At 66.1% G+C, this 14581-nt stretch carries 9 protein-coding genes, 3 rRNA genes and 1 pseudogene; 2 read left to right on the forward strand and 11 right to left on the reverse strand.

The features are described from left to right. Positions 1-4: 4 nt before the first annotated feature. On the reverse strand, positions 5-340 hold the full coding sequence (locus ACWZEH_RS06380) for a hypothetical protein (protein ID WP_456196398.1): 336 nt from the start codon (positions 338-340) through the stop codon (positions 5-7). A gap of 42 nt (positions 341-382) precedes the next feature. Here ACWZEH_RS06380 and ACWZEH_RS06385 point away from each other — a divergent pair, with 42 nt between their 5' ends. Then, positions 383-730: a sterol-binding protein gene (locus ACWZEH_RS06385; protein WP_456196399.1), complete on the forward strand. Its 348-nt coding sequence runs from the start codon at positions 383-385 to the stop codon at positions 728-730. Here ACWZEH_RS06385 and ACWZEH_RS06390 read toward each other — a convergent pair. The 4 genes from ACWZEH_RS06390 to ACWZEH_RS06405 form a co-directional block, all read right to left on the reverse strand. Then, a complete protein-coding gene (locus tag ACWZEH_RS06390; protein ID WP_456196401.1) occupies positions 714-1658 on the reverse strand; it encodes an ABC transporter ATP-binding protein in 945 nt (314 codons plus the stop codon). The genes ACWZEH_RS06385 and ACWZEH_RS06390 overlap by 17 nt on opposite strands. Further along, entirely contained in the window at positions 1655-2692 is a 1038-nt protein-coding gene (locus ACWZEH_RS06395; RefSeq protein WP_456196402.1) for a FecCD family ABC transporter permease, read from the reverse strand. The genes ACWZEH_RS06390 and ACWZEH_RS06395 overlap by 4 nt, the downstream gene beginning before the upstream one ends. Further along, on the reverse strand, positions 2689-3735 hold the full coding sequence (locus tag ACWZEH_RS06400; protein WP_456196404.1) for a FecCD family ABC transporter permease: 1047 nt from the start codon (positions 3733-3735) through the stop codon (positions 2689-2691). Before ACWZEH_RS06400 ends, ACWZEH_RS06395 begins: the two co-directional genes overlap by 4 nt. Positions 3736-3819: 84 nt before the next feature. Next, positions 3820-4851, reverse strand: a complete 1032-nt coding sequence (locus ACWZEH_RS06405) for an HAD-IIA family hydrolase (protein ID WP_456196405.1) — start codon at positions 4849-4851, stop codon at positions 3820-3822. Between the two features lie 71 nt (positions 4852-4922). Between ACWZEH_RS06405 and ACWZEH_RS06410 the strand changes: the two genes are divergently transcribed. After that, entirely contained in the window at positions 4923-6215 is a 1293-nt protein-coding gene (locus ACWZEH_RS06410) for a DUF1015 family protein (protein ID WP_456196407.1), read from the forward strand. A gap of 102 nt (positions 6216-6317) precedes the next feature. Here ACWZEH_RS06410 and ACWZEH_RS06415 read toward each other — a convergent pair whose 3' ends face one another. From ACWZEH_RS06415 to ACWZEH_RS06440, 6 genes and pseudogenes are all read right to left on the reverse strand, one after another. After that, complete coding sequence (locus ACWZEH_RS06415) at positions 6318-7130, reverse strand: tetratricopeptide repeat protein (protein ID WP_456199472.1); 813 nt, start codon at positions 7128-7130, stop codon at positions 6318-6320. Further along, positions 7022-8461, reverse strand: coding sequence for a hypothetical protein (locus ACWZEH_RS06420; RefSeq protein WP_456200043.1), 1440 nt, complete (start codon positions 8459-8461; stop codon positions 7022-7024). The genes ACWZEH_RS06415 and ACWZEH_RS06420 overlap by 109 nt, the downstream gene beginning before the upstream one ends. Before the next feature lie 183 nt (positions 8462-8644). Continuing rightward, positions 8645-8761, reverse strand: a 5S ribosomal RNA gene (gene rrf / locus ACWZEH_RS06425). Positions 8762-8864: 103 nt separating this feature from the next. Next, positions 8865-11986 (reverse strand): 23S ribosomal RNA (locus tag ACWZEH_RS06430). 308 nt (positions 11987-12294) lie between these two features. Further along, positions 12295-13824, reverse strand: a 16S ribosomal RNA gene (locus tag ACWZEH_RS06435). The 16S, 23S and 5S rRNA genes sit together here, the layout of an rRNA operon. Before the next feature lie 548 nt (positions 13825-14372). Then, positions 14373-14534 (reverse strand): annotated as a pseudogene (locus tag ACWZEH_RS06440) (DNA-3-methyladenine glycosylase); the annotation flags it as partial. Positions 14535-14581 lie beyond the last annotated feature (47 nt).

The following is a 14581-nucleotide window of genomic DNA, read 5'->3' on the forward strand; positions in this document are numbered from 1 at the left end:
CGGTTCAGCTCCCCTGTCGGTATGTAGGAGTAGGAGGGGGCCCCGGAGGCCCCGGGCGGGCGTCGAGCGCGGCGAGCGCGTCGCGCAGCCCCCGGTGCACATCTTCGTACACCTCGGCATGGCCGTCCGTGGTGAGGTGGTCGGCGTCGGCCAGCCGCTCCAGCCGCGCGTCCACCTCGGCGTTGCCGGTGGGGGTGCGGGGCACGTTCAGGGGCGCGGGGGCGGCGGGGGCGTACTCGGGGGCGGCCCGGAGGGCGTCGTCGTGGGCCGTCGGTGCGGCGTGCTCCGCCTGCGGGGGCGGCTGCGGCGCGCTCCCCGGCGGGGGTACTGCGTCGTTCATGCCCCGACGCTACCGCGAACCGTTGGGGTACCGTCGTCCGCGATGGCCACGATCGAGGAGTGCCGTGCCGCACTCGACAAATTGTCCGACTCCATGCAGCGTGCCGAGGGCGACGTCCGCACGGCGGCGGCGATGGACCGCTCGGTCAGCTGTCACATCACCGACCTGGACGTGACCTTCGCCGGCCGGCTCACCGGCGGGCGGATCGAGGTGCACGACACGCTGGAGGGCCCTTCGCGCGAGCGGGCGCAGATCCGGCTCGCCATGCGGGGGGACGACCTGCTGGCCCTGGTCGACGGCGAACTGCACTTCGCCAGGGCCTGGGGGTCGGGCCGGGTGAGGCTGGAGGCCGGTCTGCGCGACCTGTTCCATCTCAGGAAGCTTCTCTAGCTCCCACCGTGGCCGCGGCCTGCTTGCCCGGGTCCTGCCTGCCCGTGTCCCGCTTCGCCGCGGTCCGCGCCCTGCGGGCGGCCGGCACGATCAGGGGCGTACCCGTCTCGGGGTCGTCGATGACCTGGCAGCTCAGGCCGAAGACCTGCTCGACCAGCCCGGCTGTGACGATCTCCTTCGGCGCGCCCTGCGCGATGATCTTCCCGTCGCGCAGGGCGATGAGATGGGTGGCGTACCGGGCGGCGTGGTTGAGGTCGTGCAGGACGGCGACGAGGGTGCGGCCCTGCTCCTCGTGCAGTTCAGCGCACAGGTCCAGTACGTCGATCTGGTGCTGGATGTCCAGGTAGGTCGTCGGCTCGTCGAGCAGCAGCAGCGGGGTCTCCTGGGCGAGCGCCATGGCGATCCACACGCGCTGCCGCTGCCCGCCGGAGAGTTCGTCCACATGGCGTTCCCCCAGGTCGGCGATGCCGGTCCGGGCCATCGACTCCTGGACGACCCGCTCGTCCTCGGTGGACCACTGGCGCAGGATGCCCTGATGCGGATACCGGCCGCGCCCCACCAGGTCGGCGACCGTGATCCCGTCGGGCGCGATCGAGGACTGGGGCAGCAGTCCGAGGGTGCGGGCCACCTTCTTCGCGGGCATCGACTGGATGACCTGACCGTCCAGCAGCACCCGCCCCCGACTGGGCTTCAGCATCCGCGACAACGCCCGCAGAAGTGTCGACTTGCCGCAGGCGTTCGGGCCGACGATCACGGTGAAGGAGTTGTCCGGTATCTCCACCGACAACTGCTCGGCGATGACCCGCTGGTCGTAGGCGAGGGTGACATCCTCGGCGGACAGTCGGTTCACGGTGCTCCTTCGGTTGTTCAGCCCGCCGGTCTGCGGGTCGGCCGGTCCCTCGGTCGGTCCGTGGACGGTTCGCGTCATATCCGGCCCGCCTTGCGTTCGGTGACCAGCAGCCAGAGCAGGTAGACACCGCCGAGCACACCGGTGACCACGCCCACGGGCAACTGTTCGGCACCGAAGGCCCGCTGCGAGATCCAGTCGGCACTCACCAGCAGGGCTGCGCCCATGCACATCGACGGCATGAGGTTCGGTCCGGGCGAGCGGGTCAGACGCCGGGCGAGCTGCGGCGCGGTGAGCGCGACGAAGCCGACCGGCCCGGAGGCCGCCGTCGCCGACGCGGTGAGCAGGACCGCGGACAGCATCAGCACCAGCCGTACGCGCTCCACCCGGACCCCGAGGGCGTACGACACGTCGTCGCCCATCTCCGTCATCCTGAGCCCGCGGGAGTTGGCGAGAACCAACGGTACGAGAAGGACGCACAGCGCGAGCAGGGGCCAGACCTGGTCCCAGTCGCGGCCGTCGAGTGAACCGGTCATCCAGACGACCGCCCGGGCCGCGTCCACGATGTCGGACTTGGTGAGCAGATAGCCGTTGACCGCGGTGACGATCGCGGAGACACCGATACCGACCAGGACCAGCCGGTATCCGTGCACCCCCTGCTTCCAGGCGAGCACATAGATGGCGAACCCGGTCACCAGTCCGCCGACCAGGGCGCCGAGGGCGACCTGGTCGGCCGTTCCGGAGAACAGCACGATCATCACGAGCGCACCGGCCGTCGCACCCTGGCCCAGGCCGAGGACGTCCGGGCTGCCCAGCGGATTGCGGGAGATGGACTGGAACAGCGCGCCGGCGAGACCGAGCGAGGCGCCGACGAGGAGCCCCACCAGGACCCGGGGCAGCCGCAGTTCGGTGACGATGAACTCCTGGCCGGGGTCACCCTCGCTCAGCAGGGTCCGGACCACGTCGGCGGCGGATATCGGGAAGTCGCCGGTGCCGATCAGCACCACGCTCGCGGTGAGCGCCACGAGCAGCAGCAGAACACCGACGACGAGGGCACGCGTGTCCACCCGGAGCGAGAGGCCGCCCGGGGTGCGCACAGCACGGTTGGTCTTCACAGCTGGGCCGTCCTCCGCCGTCGTACGAGATAGATGAACACCGGGCCGCCGATGATCGCGGTGACGATGCCGACCTGGAGCTCCGCGGGCCGGGCCAGGAGGCGGCCGATGACATCGGCGCCGAGCAGCAGCACGGGCGACAGGACCGCCGCGTACGGCAGGATCCAGCGCAGGTCGGGTCCGGTGAACGAGCGCACGACGTGCGGCACCATCAGGCCGACGAAGGCGATCGGCCCACAGGCGGCCGTCGCGGCCCCGCACAACAGGGTCGCGGCGAGCATGGCCGTCCCCCGCGTGCGGTTCAGGTTGGCGCCGAGGGCCTTGGCGGTGTCGTCACCCATGGCCATGGTGTTCAGCGGCCGGGCGAGCAGCAGCGCCAGCACGAAGCCGGCCAGCAGGAACGGCAGCACCTGCTGGATGACCGCGCTGTTCGCCGAGGACAGCGATCCGACCGTCCAGAAGCGCATCCTGCCCAGGGCCGCCTCGTCGAGGATCATGACCGCTTGGAGATAGCCGAACAGCGCGGCGGTGATAGCGGTGCCGGCGAGCACCAGGCGCACGGGGGTCGCGCCCCGGCTGCCGCCGAGGAACCACACCAGTGCCCCGACCGCCGCGGCTCCGAGGAACGCGAACCACACATAGCCGGAGAGCGAGGTGACGCCGAAGAAGGTGATGGCCGTGACGACCGCCGCGGACGCGCCCGCGTTGATGCCGAGCAGCCCCGGATCGGCCAGCGGATTACGGGTCAGCGCCTGGAGCACCGCTCCCGCCAGGCCCAGCGCGGCACCGGCGAGCGCGCCGAGGACGGTCCGTGACAACCGGTCGGCGACGACCGCGTCGCCGTAGCTGCCCGAATCCTCGAACAGGCCGTGCCAGACCTGTTGCAAGGACAGGTCCTTCGCCCCGATCGCGATACTCGCCAGGGCGACGGCCACCAGGATCACGGCGGAGAGGAGCAGCCCCATGACACGGAGCAACGCCCGGCGGTTCCGATGCGCGGGGGCAGTCTCCGCGCGCTGTTCAGGGGGACTCTCGACCAACACGCAGTTAGGTTAGCCTACCCTCCTATTCGATCACGATTCCCGGATTTCCCAGACCTCCGGGCGCCTCCGGGTACCCGGCGCCCCTCACAGATCCAGCCGCGCCAGCGCCTTCCCGCCGTCCAGCTCGCACACGCCGTCACCCGCCGCTGTCCACGCCGCCGCGCACAACGCCCGCAGACCGTCCGCAGCCGGCCCCTCCCCGTCCAGCTCCAGGTGCTCGCCGGCCGCCGTCGCCGTCCAGCCACCGCACCGGAACCCGCCACCGTCCACCACGACGACCTCAGGCTGCCCGGTGAGCATGCCGCGCAGATCGGCGTCGACGAAGGTCGGCCGGTGCTGCGGCGGCGCGGCCAGCAGCCGCGCCCCGTCGGTCACGCCCGTGAGCACCAGCAGTGAGTCGACACCGCCGTTGAACGCGCCCTCGATGTCGGTGTCCAGCCGGTCGCCCACCACCAGCGGGCGCTCGGCGCCCGTCCGCAGGATCGTCTCCCGGTGCATCGGCGGCAGCGGCTTGCCCGCCACCTGCGGCTCGGCGCCGGTCGCGATCCGTACGACCTCCACCGCCGCCCCGTTGCCCGGCGCGATGCCACGGCCGCTGGGGATCGTCAGATCCGTGTTGGACGCGAACCACGGCACTCCGCGCGCGATCGCGTAACTCGCCTCCCCGAAGCGCCCCCACGGGAAGTCGGGTCCGCCGTACCCCTGCACCACCGCCGCCGGGTCGTCGTCCGCCGACTCCACGAGCGTCAGCCCGCGCTCGCTCAACGCCACCCGCAGGCCCTCTCCCCCGATCACCAGCACCCTGGCCCCCGGCGGCGTCTGCTCACTCACCAGCCGCGCGACCGCCTGCGCCGACGTGATCACATCGCCGGCCTCCGCCGGTATCCCCAGCTCCGTCAGATGCGCGGCGACGGTGTCCGGCGTGCGCAGGGCGTTGTTCGTCACGTACGCCAGGTTCATGCCCCCGGCGCGGGCCGTGGCCAGCGACGCAACCGCGTGGACGATCGCCTTCCCGCCCGCGTACACCACACCGTCGAGATCGAGCAGCGCCGTGTCGTACGCCTCGCTCAGGGCCTGCCCACTGCCCTCGGGCCTCGTCCTGACGCTCCGGCTCATTGTGCATCGCTCCTCGTTCGACGGCTTTCCCCGATCATCCCCCATGCCACTGACACCCGTACGATGCCTGGATGAAGACTGCAGGTCCCTCGGAAGCGAAGGCGCGCCGAGGCCTGGAACTCATCCCGTTCCAAGGCCTTCGTTACGACCCCGACCGGGTCGGCAGCCTGGCCGCCGTGACATCCCCGCCGTACGACGTCGTCGTCCGCCCCGACGGTCTGCATCACCTGCAGTCCGCCGACCCGTACAACATCGTCCGGCTGATCCTGCCCGAGGCCGACACCCCGGAGGCCCGCAACGCCCAGGCCGCCGACACGCTGGACCGCTGGCGGACCGAGGGCGTCCTGACCACGGACCCCGTACCCGGCTTCTACGTCTACGAACAGCGCGACGGCGACGGTCTGCTGCAGCGCGGGATCATCGGCACCCTGCGTGTGTCGGATCCCGACGAGCAACTGGTCCTGCCGCACGAGGACGTCATGCCGCACATCGTCGCCGACCGGGCGGCCCTGATGCTGGCCACCTCGGCGAACCTCGAGCCCTTGCTGCTGACCTACCCCGGCGACGGCTCGGCAGCCGCCACCGCCGATCTGATCGAGCGCACGGCCAAGATGCCTCCCGTCCTCGCGACCACCACGGAGGACGGCTTCCACCACCGCCTGTGGTCCCTCACCGACCCCGAGGACCTGGCGACCGTCCGGACCGACCTGGCCGGCCAGCAGGCGCTCATCGCCGACGGCCACCACCGCTGGGCGACCTACCGCCGCCTGCGCGCGCAGCACCCCTCCCCCAGCCCCTGGGACCACGGCCTGGTGCTCCTCGTCGACACCGCCCGCTACCCGCTGCGCGTCCGCGCCATCCACCGTCTGCTGCCCGGTCTCCCGGTCGCGGACGCGCTGGCCGCCCTCCACGGCCTGTTCCGGGTCCGCCGCGTGGACGCCGCGCTGCCGGAGGCCATGGAGGCACTGGCCGAGGCCGCGGGCACGGGCAACGCGTTCCTCCTTGCCGGCGACGGTGCCTTCCACCTCGTCGACCGCCCGGACCCGGATCTGCTGGCCCGTACGGTCCCCACCGACCGCCCGGAAGCCTGGCGCACCCTGGACGCGACGGTTCTGCACTCCACGCTCCTGGACCAGGTATGGCACATCCCCGAGGACTCCCCGGCCCACATCGCCTACATCCACGACACGGCCGCGACCGTCGAGAAGGCGGAACACGACGGCGGTACGGCGGTGCTGATGCATCCGGTCCGCGAGGAGATCGTCCGCGACCTCGCCCGCCGGGGCGTCACGATGCCCCGCAAGTCGACATCCTTCGGCCCCAAGCCGGCATCGGGCCTGGTACTACGCGCGTTCGACGGGTGACGCGTCGCCAAAGACGCACGAAGGGGTGGGATTCCCGGTCGGTGAACCGGGAATCCCACCCCTTCATCGCATCGGACGTCCAGACGTCCCGTCGTTCAGGCGTCAGTCCTTGTCGACATCGGTCTCGGCCTTTTCGGCGTCGCCCTCGTCCGCTTCGTCGTCCAGGTCCGCGTGCACGCCCCCGGCCCCTGCCTCGTCGGCCGAGGTGTCGGAGCCGGCATCGGCTTCGTCATGCTCGTCGAGCGCGTCCATGAACTCCACGCCGTCCATCTCGGCCAGCCGGTCCGACGCGTCGGTGCTGCCGTCCCGGTCGGCCTCCACGGCCTTCGCGAACCACTCCCGTGCCTCACCCGCCCGTCCGGCGGCGAGAAGCGCGTCGGCGTACGCGTACCGCAGCCGTGCCGTCCACGGCTGCACGGAGTGGGACGCCAGCTCGGAACTCTGAAGCGTCACGATGGCGGCGTCCAGCTGCCCCATGTCGCGCCGCGCGCCGGCCGCGACGAGCCGCATCTCGACCTGCCCGGCCTTGTCCAGCTTCTGCACCTCGGGCGCACCGGCCATGTCCAGCGCCTTTTCCGGCCGCCCGAGCCCGCGCTCGCAGTCGGCCATGAGCGGCCACAGCTCCGTGGTCCCGGTCATCCGCCGCGCCGCCCGGAACTCGGCCAGCGCCTCGGAATACTTCTGGTTGGCGTACGCGGCGAACCCGGCGGCCTCCCGTACGGCCGCGACGCGCGACGCCAGCCGCAGCGCCACCCTGGAATAGCCATACGCGCCCTCGGGGTCCTCGTCGATCAGCCGGGCGACCATCACGAGGTTCTTGGCGACATCCTCCGCGAGCGTCTTGGGCAGGCTCTGCAGTTCCTGCCGTACGTCCTTGTCGATCTCCTCGCCCGTGACGTCCTCGGGGATCGGCAGCCGCTTGATCGGCTCCCGGTCCCGCTCCCGCTCCTCACGGAACCGGCCGCCGCCCTGCCGGTCGTCGCGACCGCGGAAACCGCCCCGCTCACCGCCACGGTTGTCGTCCCGGCGGAAGCCGCCCCGATCCCCGCCACGGTTGTCGTCCCGACCGCGGTAACCACCGCGCTCACCACCACGGCTGTCGTCCCGGCGGAAGCCGCCCCGATCCCCACCACGACTGTCATCCCGACCGCGGAAACCGCCCCGATCCCCACCACGACTGTCATCCCGACCGCGGAAACCGCCCCGATCCCCACCACGGCTGTCATCCCGACCGCGGAAACCGCCCCGATCCCCACCACGGCTGTCATCCCGACCGCGGAAACCACCGCGCTCACCACCACGGCTGTCATCCCGGCGGAAACCGCCCCGATCCCCACCACGACTGTCATCCCGACCGCGGAAACCACCACGATCCCCACGATCGTCACCGCGCCGGTCATCCCGACGATCGTTTCCACGGTCGTCGTCACGCCGGAAGCCGCCCCGATCCCCGCCACGGTTGTCGTCCCGACCGCGGTAACCACCGCGCTCACCACCACGGTTGTCATCCCGACCGCGGTAACCACCGCGCTCGCCACCACGGCTGTCGTCCCGGCGGAAACCGCCCCGATCCCCGCCACGGTTGTCGTCCCGACCGCGGTAACCACCGCGCTCGCCACCACGGCTGTCGTCCCGGCGGAAGCCGCCCCGATCCCCACCACGACTGTCATCCCGACCGCGGAAACCGCCCCGATCCCCACGATCGTCACCGCGCCGGTCATCCCGACGATCGTTTCCACGGTCGTCGTCACGCCGGAAGCCGCCCCGATCCCCGCCACGGCTGTCGTCCCGACCGCGGAAACCACCGCGCTCACCGCCACGACTGTCGTCCCGGCGGAAACCACCGCGCTCACCGCCACGACTGTCGTCCCGGCGGAAACCACCGCGCTCGCCACCACGGCTGTCGTCCCGACCGCGGAAACCGCCCCGATCCCCACGATCGTCACCACGCCGGTCATCCCGACGATCGTCACGACGTCCGTTTCCTCGGTCGTCATCACGGCGGAAGCCGGAACGCTCACGTCCATCGTCGCGGCGATCGTCCCGACCCCGGTAGCCGCCGCGCTCGCCGCTCCGGTTGTCTCCGCGGGTGTCACCACGGGTGTCGTCCCGACCACGGAACCCGCCACGCTCCGGTCGGCCGGCCCCTCGGTCGTCGCGACGGTCGTCCCGCCGGAACCCACGGTCGCGGTCGCTGGGTCGTCGTGGGCCGGCGCCTCGCTGGCTGCCTCGGTCCGAACGGTCACCACTGTCCCGTCGCCGCTGGTCGCGCTCCGGTCGGTCGTCGGGAGAGTTGGGGGACATCGGTGACTCCTGTCTTCGGTACTGCAAGCATTCTCGCGCAGCCGGATATCCGGCGCGCTCCAGAAAATACAAAAGGACCCCTGGTCCCAGCTGAACGCTGGTGACCAGAGGTCCTTCCAAAGATTGTTCGGCGGCGTCCTACTCTCCCACAGGGTCCCCCCTGCAGTACCATCGGCGCGGTAAGGCTTAGCTTCCGGGTTCGGAATGTAACCGGGCGTTTCCCCTACGCTATGACCACCGAAACCCTAATGGTTTCGAGCGAACAAGCACACTTTTCTTTTATGTTCTGCTCAAAGCCGACAACTGTTCGTTGTCTCAGAACTAACACAGTGGACGCGAGCAACTGAGGACAAGCCCTCGGCCTATTAGTACCGGTCAACTCCACACGTTGCCGTGCTTCCATATCCGGCCTATCAACCCAGTCGTCTACTGGGAGCCTTACCCTCTTATAGAGGTGGGAGTCCTCATCTCGAAGCAGGCTTCCCGCTTAGATGCTTTCAGCGGTTATCCCTCCCGAACGTAGCCAACCAGCCATGCCCTTGGCAGGACAACTGGCACACCAGAGGTTCGTCCGTCCCGGTCCTCTCGTACTAGGGACAGCCCTTCTCAAGACTCCTACGCGCACAGCGGATAGGGACCGAACTGTCTCACGACGTTCTAAACCCAGCTCGCGTACCGCTTTAATGGGCGAACAGCCCAACCCTTGGGACCGACTCCAGCCCCAGGATGCGACGAGCCGACATCGAGGTGCCAAACCATCCCGTCGATATGGACTCTTGGGGAAGATCAGCCTGTTATCCCCGGGGTACCTTTTATCCGTTGAGCGACGGCGCTTCCACAAGCCACCGCCGGATCACTAGTCCCGACTTTCGTCCCTGCTCGACCCGTCGGTCTCACAGTCAAGCTCCCTTGTGCACTTACACTCAACACCTGATTACCAACCAGGCTGAGGGAACCTTTGGGCGCCTCCGTTACTCTTTAGGAGGCAACCGCCCCAGTTAAACTACCCATCAGACACTGTCCCTGATCCGGATCACGGACCCAGGTTAGACATCCAGCACGACCAGACTGGTATTTCAACGACGACTCCACCACCACTGGCGTGGCAGCTTCAAAGTCTCCCAGCTATCCTACACAAGCCGAACCGAACACCAATATCAAACTGTAGTAAAGGTCCCGGGGTCTTTCCGTCCTGCTGCGCGAAACGAGCATCTTTACTCGTAGTGCAATTTCACCGGGCCTATGGTTGAGACAGTCGAGAAGTCGTTACGCCATTCGTGCAGGTCGGAACTTACCCGACAAGGAATTTCGCTACCTTAGGATGGTTATAGTTACCACCGCCGTTTACTGGCGCTTAAGTTCTCAGCTTCGCCACCCCGAAGAGTGACTAACCGGTCCCCTTAACGTTCCAGCACCGGGCAGGCGTCAGTCCGTATACATCGCCTTACGGCTTCGCACGGACCTGTGTTTTTAGTAAACAGTCGCTTCTCGCTGGTCTCTGCGGCCACACCCAGCTCAGAGGGAAAACCCCATCACCGGACATGGCCCCCCTTCTCCCGAAGTTACGGGGGCATTTTGCCGAGTTCCTTAACCATAGTTCACCCGAACGCCTCGGTATTCTCTACCTGACCACCTGAGTCGGTTTAGGGTACGGGCCGCCATGAAACTCGCTAGAGGCTTTTCTCGACAGCATAGGATCATCCACTTCACCACAATCGGCTCGGCATCAGGTCTCACCCACATGCCATCCGGATTTACCTGGATGACGGGCTACACCCTTACCCCGGGACAACCACCGCCCGGGCTGGACTACCTTCCTGCGTCACCCCATCACTCACCTACTAACCGCTTGGGCCGGCGGCTCCACCACTTTCCATTCCCCGAAGGGTCCGGAACGGCTTCACGGCCTTAGCATCACGATGCTCGATGTTTGACGCTTCACAGCGGGTACCGGAATATCAACCGGTTATCCATCGACTACGCCTGTCGGCCTCGCCTTAGGTCCCGACTTACCCTGGGCAGATCAGCTTGACCCAGGAACCCTTAGTCAATCGGCGCACACGTTTCTCACGTGTGTATCGCTACTCATGCCTGCATTCTCACTCGTGAACCGTCCACAACTCGCTTCCGCGGCTGCTTCACCCGGCACACGACGCTCCCCTACCCATCCATACGGGCGTTGGCCCTGTTGTATGAATGACACGACTTCGGCGGTACGCTTGAGCCCCGCTACATTGTCGGCGCGGAATCACTAGACCAGTGAGCTATTACGCACTCTTTCAAGGGTGGCTGCTTCTAAGCCAACCTCCTGGTTGTCTGTGCGACTCCACATCCTTTCCCACTTAGCGTACGCTTGGGGGCCTTAGTCGATGCTCTGGGCTGTTTCCCTCTCGACCATGGAGCTTATCCCCCACAGTCTCACTGCCGCGCTCTCACTTACCGGCATTCGGAGTTTGGCTAAGGTCAGTAACCCGGTAGGGCCCATCGCCTATCCAGTGCTCTACCTCCGGCAAGAAACACACGACGCTGCACCTAAATGCATTTCGGGGAGAACCAGCTATCACGGAGTTTGATTGGCCTTTCACCCCTAACCACAGGTCATCCCCCAGGTTTTCAACCCTGGTGGGTTCGGTCCTCCACGAAGTCTTACCTCCGCTTCAACCTGCCCATGGCTAGATCACTCCGCTTCGGGTCTTGAGCATGCTACTGAAACGCCCTGTTCGGACTCGCTTTCGCTACGGCTTCCCCACTCGGGTTAACCTCGCAACACACCGCAAACTCGCAGGCTCATTCTTCAAAAGGCACGCAGTCACGACGTTGAGTGCAAGCACTCAACGCGACGCTCCCACGGCTTGTAGGCACACGGTTTCAGGTACTATTTCACTCCGCTCCCGCGGTACTTTTCACCATTCCCTCACGGTACTATCCGCTATCGGTCACCAGGGAATATTTAGGCTTAGCGGGTGGTCCCGCCAGATTCACACGGGATTTCTCGGGCCCCGTGCTACTTGGGTGTCTCTCAAACGAGCCGCTGATGTTTCGACTACGGGGGTCTTACCCTCTACGCCGGACCTTTCGCATGTCCTTCGCCTACATCAACGGTTTCTGACTCGTCCCACGGCCGGCAGACCGTGAAAGAGAGATCCCACAACCCCGCATGCGCAACCCCTGCCGGGTCTCACACACATACGGTTTGGCCTCATCCGGTTTCGCTCGCCACTACTCCCGGAATCACGGTTGTTTTCTCTTCCTGCGGGTACTGAGATGTTTCACTTCCCCGCGTTCCCTCCACATACCCTATGTGTTCAGGTATGGGTGACAGCCCATGACGACTGCCGGGTTTCCCCATTCGGACACCCCCGGATCAAAGCCTGGTTGACGACTCCCCGGGGCCTATCGTGGCCTCCCACGTCCTTCATCGGTTCCTGGTGCCAAGGCATCCACCGTGCGCCCTTAAAAACTTGGCCACAGATGCTCGCGTCCACTGTGCAGTTCTCAAACAACGACCAACCACCCGTCACACACCACTTACGCAGTGCTGTACCGGGGTCGGCATCGGAGGGGGTTCATTCCCTCAGACACCCAACAGCGTGCCCGGCACTCCCCGCCGCCTTCCTCGACGTTCCACACCCGTGCGGGCAGTACTGGAAGAAGAAGACGATCAAGAGTGCCGAATAATCAACGTTCCACCCATGAGCAACCAGCATCGGACATGCGCCGATGTACTGGCCCCTGGACCACCAGGCAAGCCTGGCAGCCTAGAAGTGCTCCTTAGAAAGGAGGTGATCCAGCCGCACCTTCCGGTACGGCTACCTTGTTACGACTTCGTCCCAATCGCCAGTCCCACCTTCGACAGCTCCCTCCCCACAAGGGGGTTGGGCCACCGGCTTCGGGTGTTACCGACTTTCGTGACGTGACGGGCGGTGTGTACAAGGCCCGGGAACGTATTCACCGCAGCAATGCTGATCTGCGATTACTAGCAACTCCGACTTCATGGGGTCGAGTTGCAGACCCCAATCCGAACTGAGACCGGCTTTTTGAGATTCGCTCCACCTCACGGTATCGCAGCTCATTGTACCGGCCATTGTAGCACGTGTGCAGCCCAAGACATAAGGGGCATGATGACTTGACGTCGTCCCCACCTTCCTCCGAGTTGACCCCGGCGGTCTCCCGTGAGTCCCCAACACCCCCGAAGGGGCTTGCTGGCAACACGGGACAAGGGTTGCGCTCGTTGCGGGACTTAACCCAACATCTCACGACACGAGCTGACGACAGCCATGCACCACCTGTACACCGACCACAAGGGGGGCACTATCTCTAATGCTTTCCGGTGTATGTCAAGCCTTGGTAAGGTTCTTCGCGTTGCGTCGAATTAAGCCACATGCTCCGCTGCTTGTGCGGGCCCCCGTCAATTCCTTTGAGTTTTAGCCTTGCGGCCGTACTCCCCAGGCGGGGAACTTAATGCGTTAGCTGCGGCACCGACGACGTGGAATGTCGCCAACACCTAGTTCCCACCGTTTACGGCGTGGACTACCAGGGTATCTAATCCTGTTCGCTCCCCACGCTTTCGCTCCTCAGCGTCAGTAATGGCCCAGAGATCCGCCTTCGCCACCGGTGTTCCTCCTGATATCTGCGCATTTCACCGCTACACCAGGAATTCCGATCTCCCCTACCACACTCTAGCCTGCCCGTATCGACTGCAGACCCGGGGTTAAGCCCCGGGCTTTCACAATCGACGCGACAAGCCGCCTACGAGCTCTTTACGCCCAATAATTCCGGACAACGCTCGCGCCCTACGTATTACCGCGGCTGCTGGCACGTAGTTAGCCGGCGCTTCTTCTGCAGGTACCGTCACTTTCGCTTCTTCCCTGCTGAAAGAGGTTTACAACCCGAAGGCCGTCATCCCTCACGCGGCGTCGCTGCATCAGGCTTTCGCCCATTGTGCAATATTCCCCACTGCTGCCTCCCGTAGGAGTCTGGGCCGTGTCTCAGTCCCAGTGTGGCCGGTCGCCCTCTCAGGCCGGCTACCCGTCGTCGCCTTGGTGAGCCATTACCTCACCAACAAGCTGATAGGCCGCGGGCTCATCCCTCACCGCCGGAGCTTTTAACCCCCACCCATGCGAGTGGAAGTGTTATCCGGTATTAGACCCCGTTTCCAGGGCTTGTCCCAGAGTGAAGGGCAGATTGCCCACGTGTTACTCACCCGTTCGCCACTAATCCCCACCGAAGTGGTTCATCGTTCGACTTGCATGTGTTAAGCACGCCGCCAGCGTTCGTCCTGAGCCAGGATCAAACTCTCCGTGAATGCTTTCCCGGCTGCGTCCGATTAAGGACTGCGGGTCGACACATCACGAGAGCGGAACGGTCGGGCGGAATAGGCCCGGCCGTTCACAGCGTCCTCGCTGTGTTTTTCTTCAAAGGAACCTCGTCCCGGCCGAACGGCCGGAGACGGGGTATCAACATATCTGGCGTTGATTTTTGGCACGCTGTTGAGTTCTCAAGGAACGGACGCTTCCTTTGTACTCACCCTCTCGGGCTTTCCTCCGGGCGCTTCCCTTCGGTATTTCGTGTCCCCGACTCTACCAGACTCTTTCGTGTCTGCTTCCCGGTCGGCGGGAATGTCATCGGGCTTTGGGCTTTCGCCCGTCGGCCTTTCGACATTCACTACGTTAACCGATTCCCTCGCTCGATTCATAATCGGGCTTCACCGGTTCGAAATTCGGGCATGCGAACATGACGAACTCGACCCCGTTGAGGGTGATCGTGAGTAGTGGGTTGGCCACTTCCGGCTGCAGGCGAACGCCGTACCCGGTTCAGCGGCTCGGGCCACATTACGCACCTTCCAAGCTCGAGTCAACTGCGCCGACGCTTCGGGACATGAGCCCGGTACGGGCTCACCGTCGGGTCGTCGACGATCCAGAAGCGCCAGGAGTGCGCGGCTCCGTCTCCGGAGACTCCGGTGCGCGGGCCGTCGCGTACCTGGCCGGGCGGCACCGGAGCGCCGGTGAGGATCCTTGACCTGCACCTCGGGCTGAAGCCCGAGGATTCCGGCCTTCCCGATC

Source organism: Streptomyces yamdrokensis, assembly GCF_053890455.1.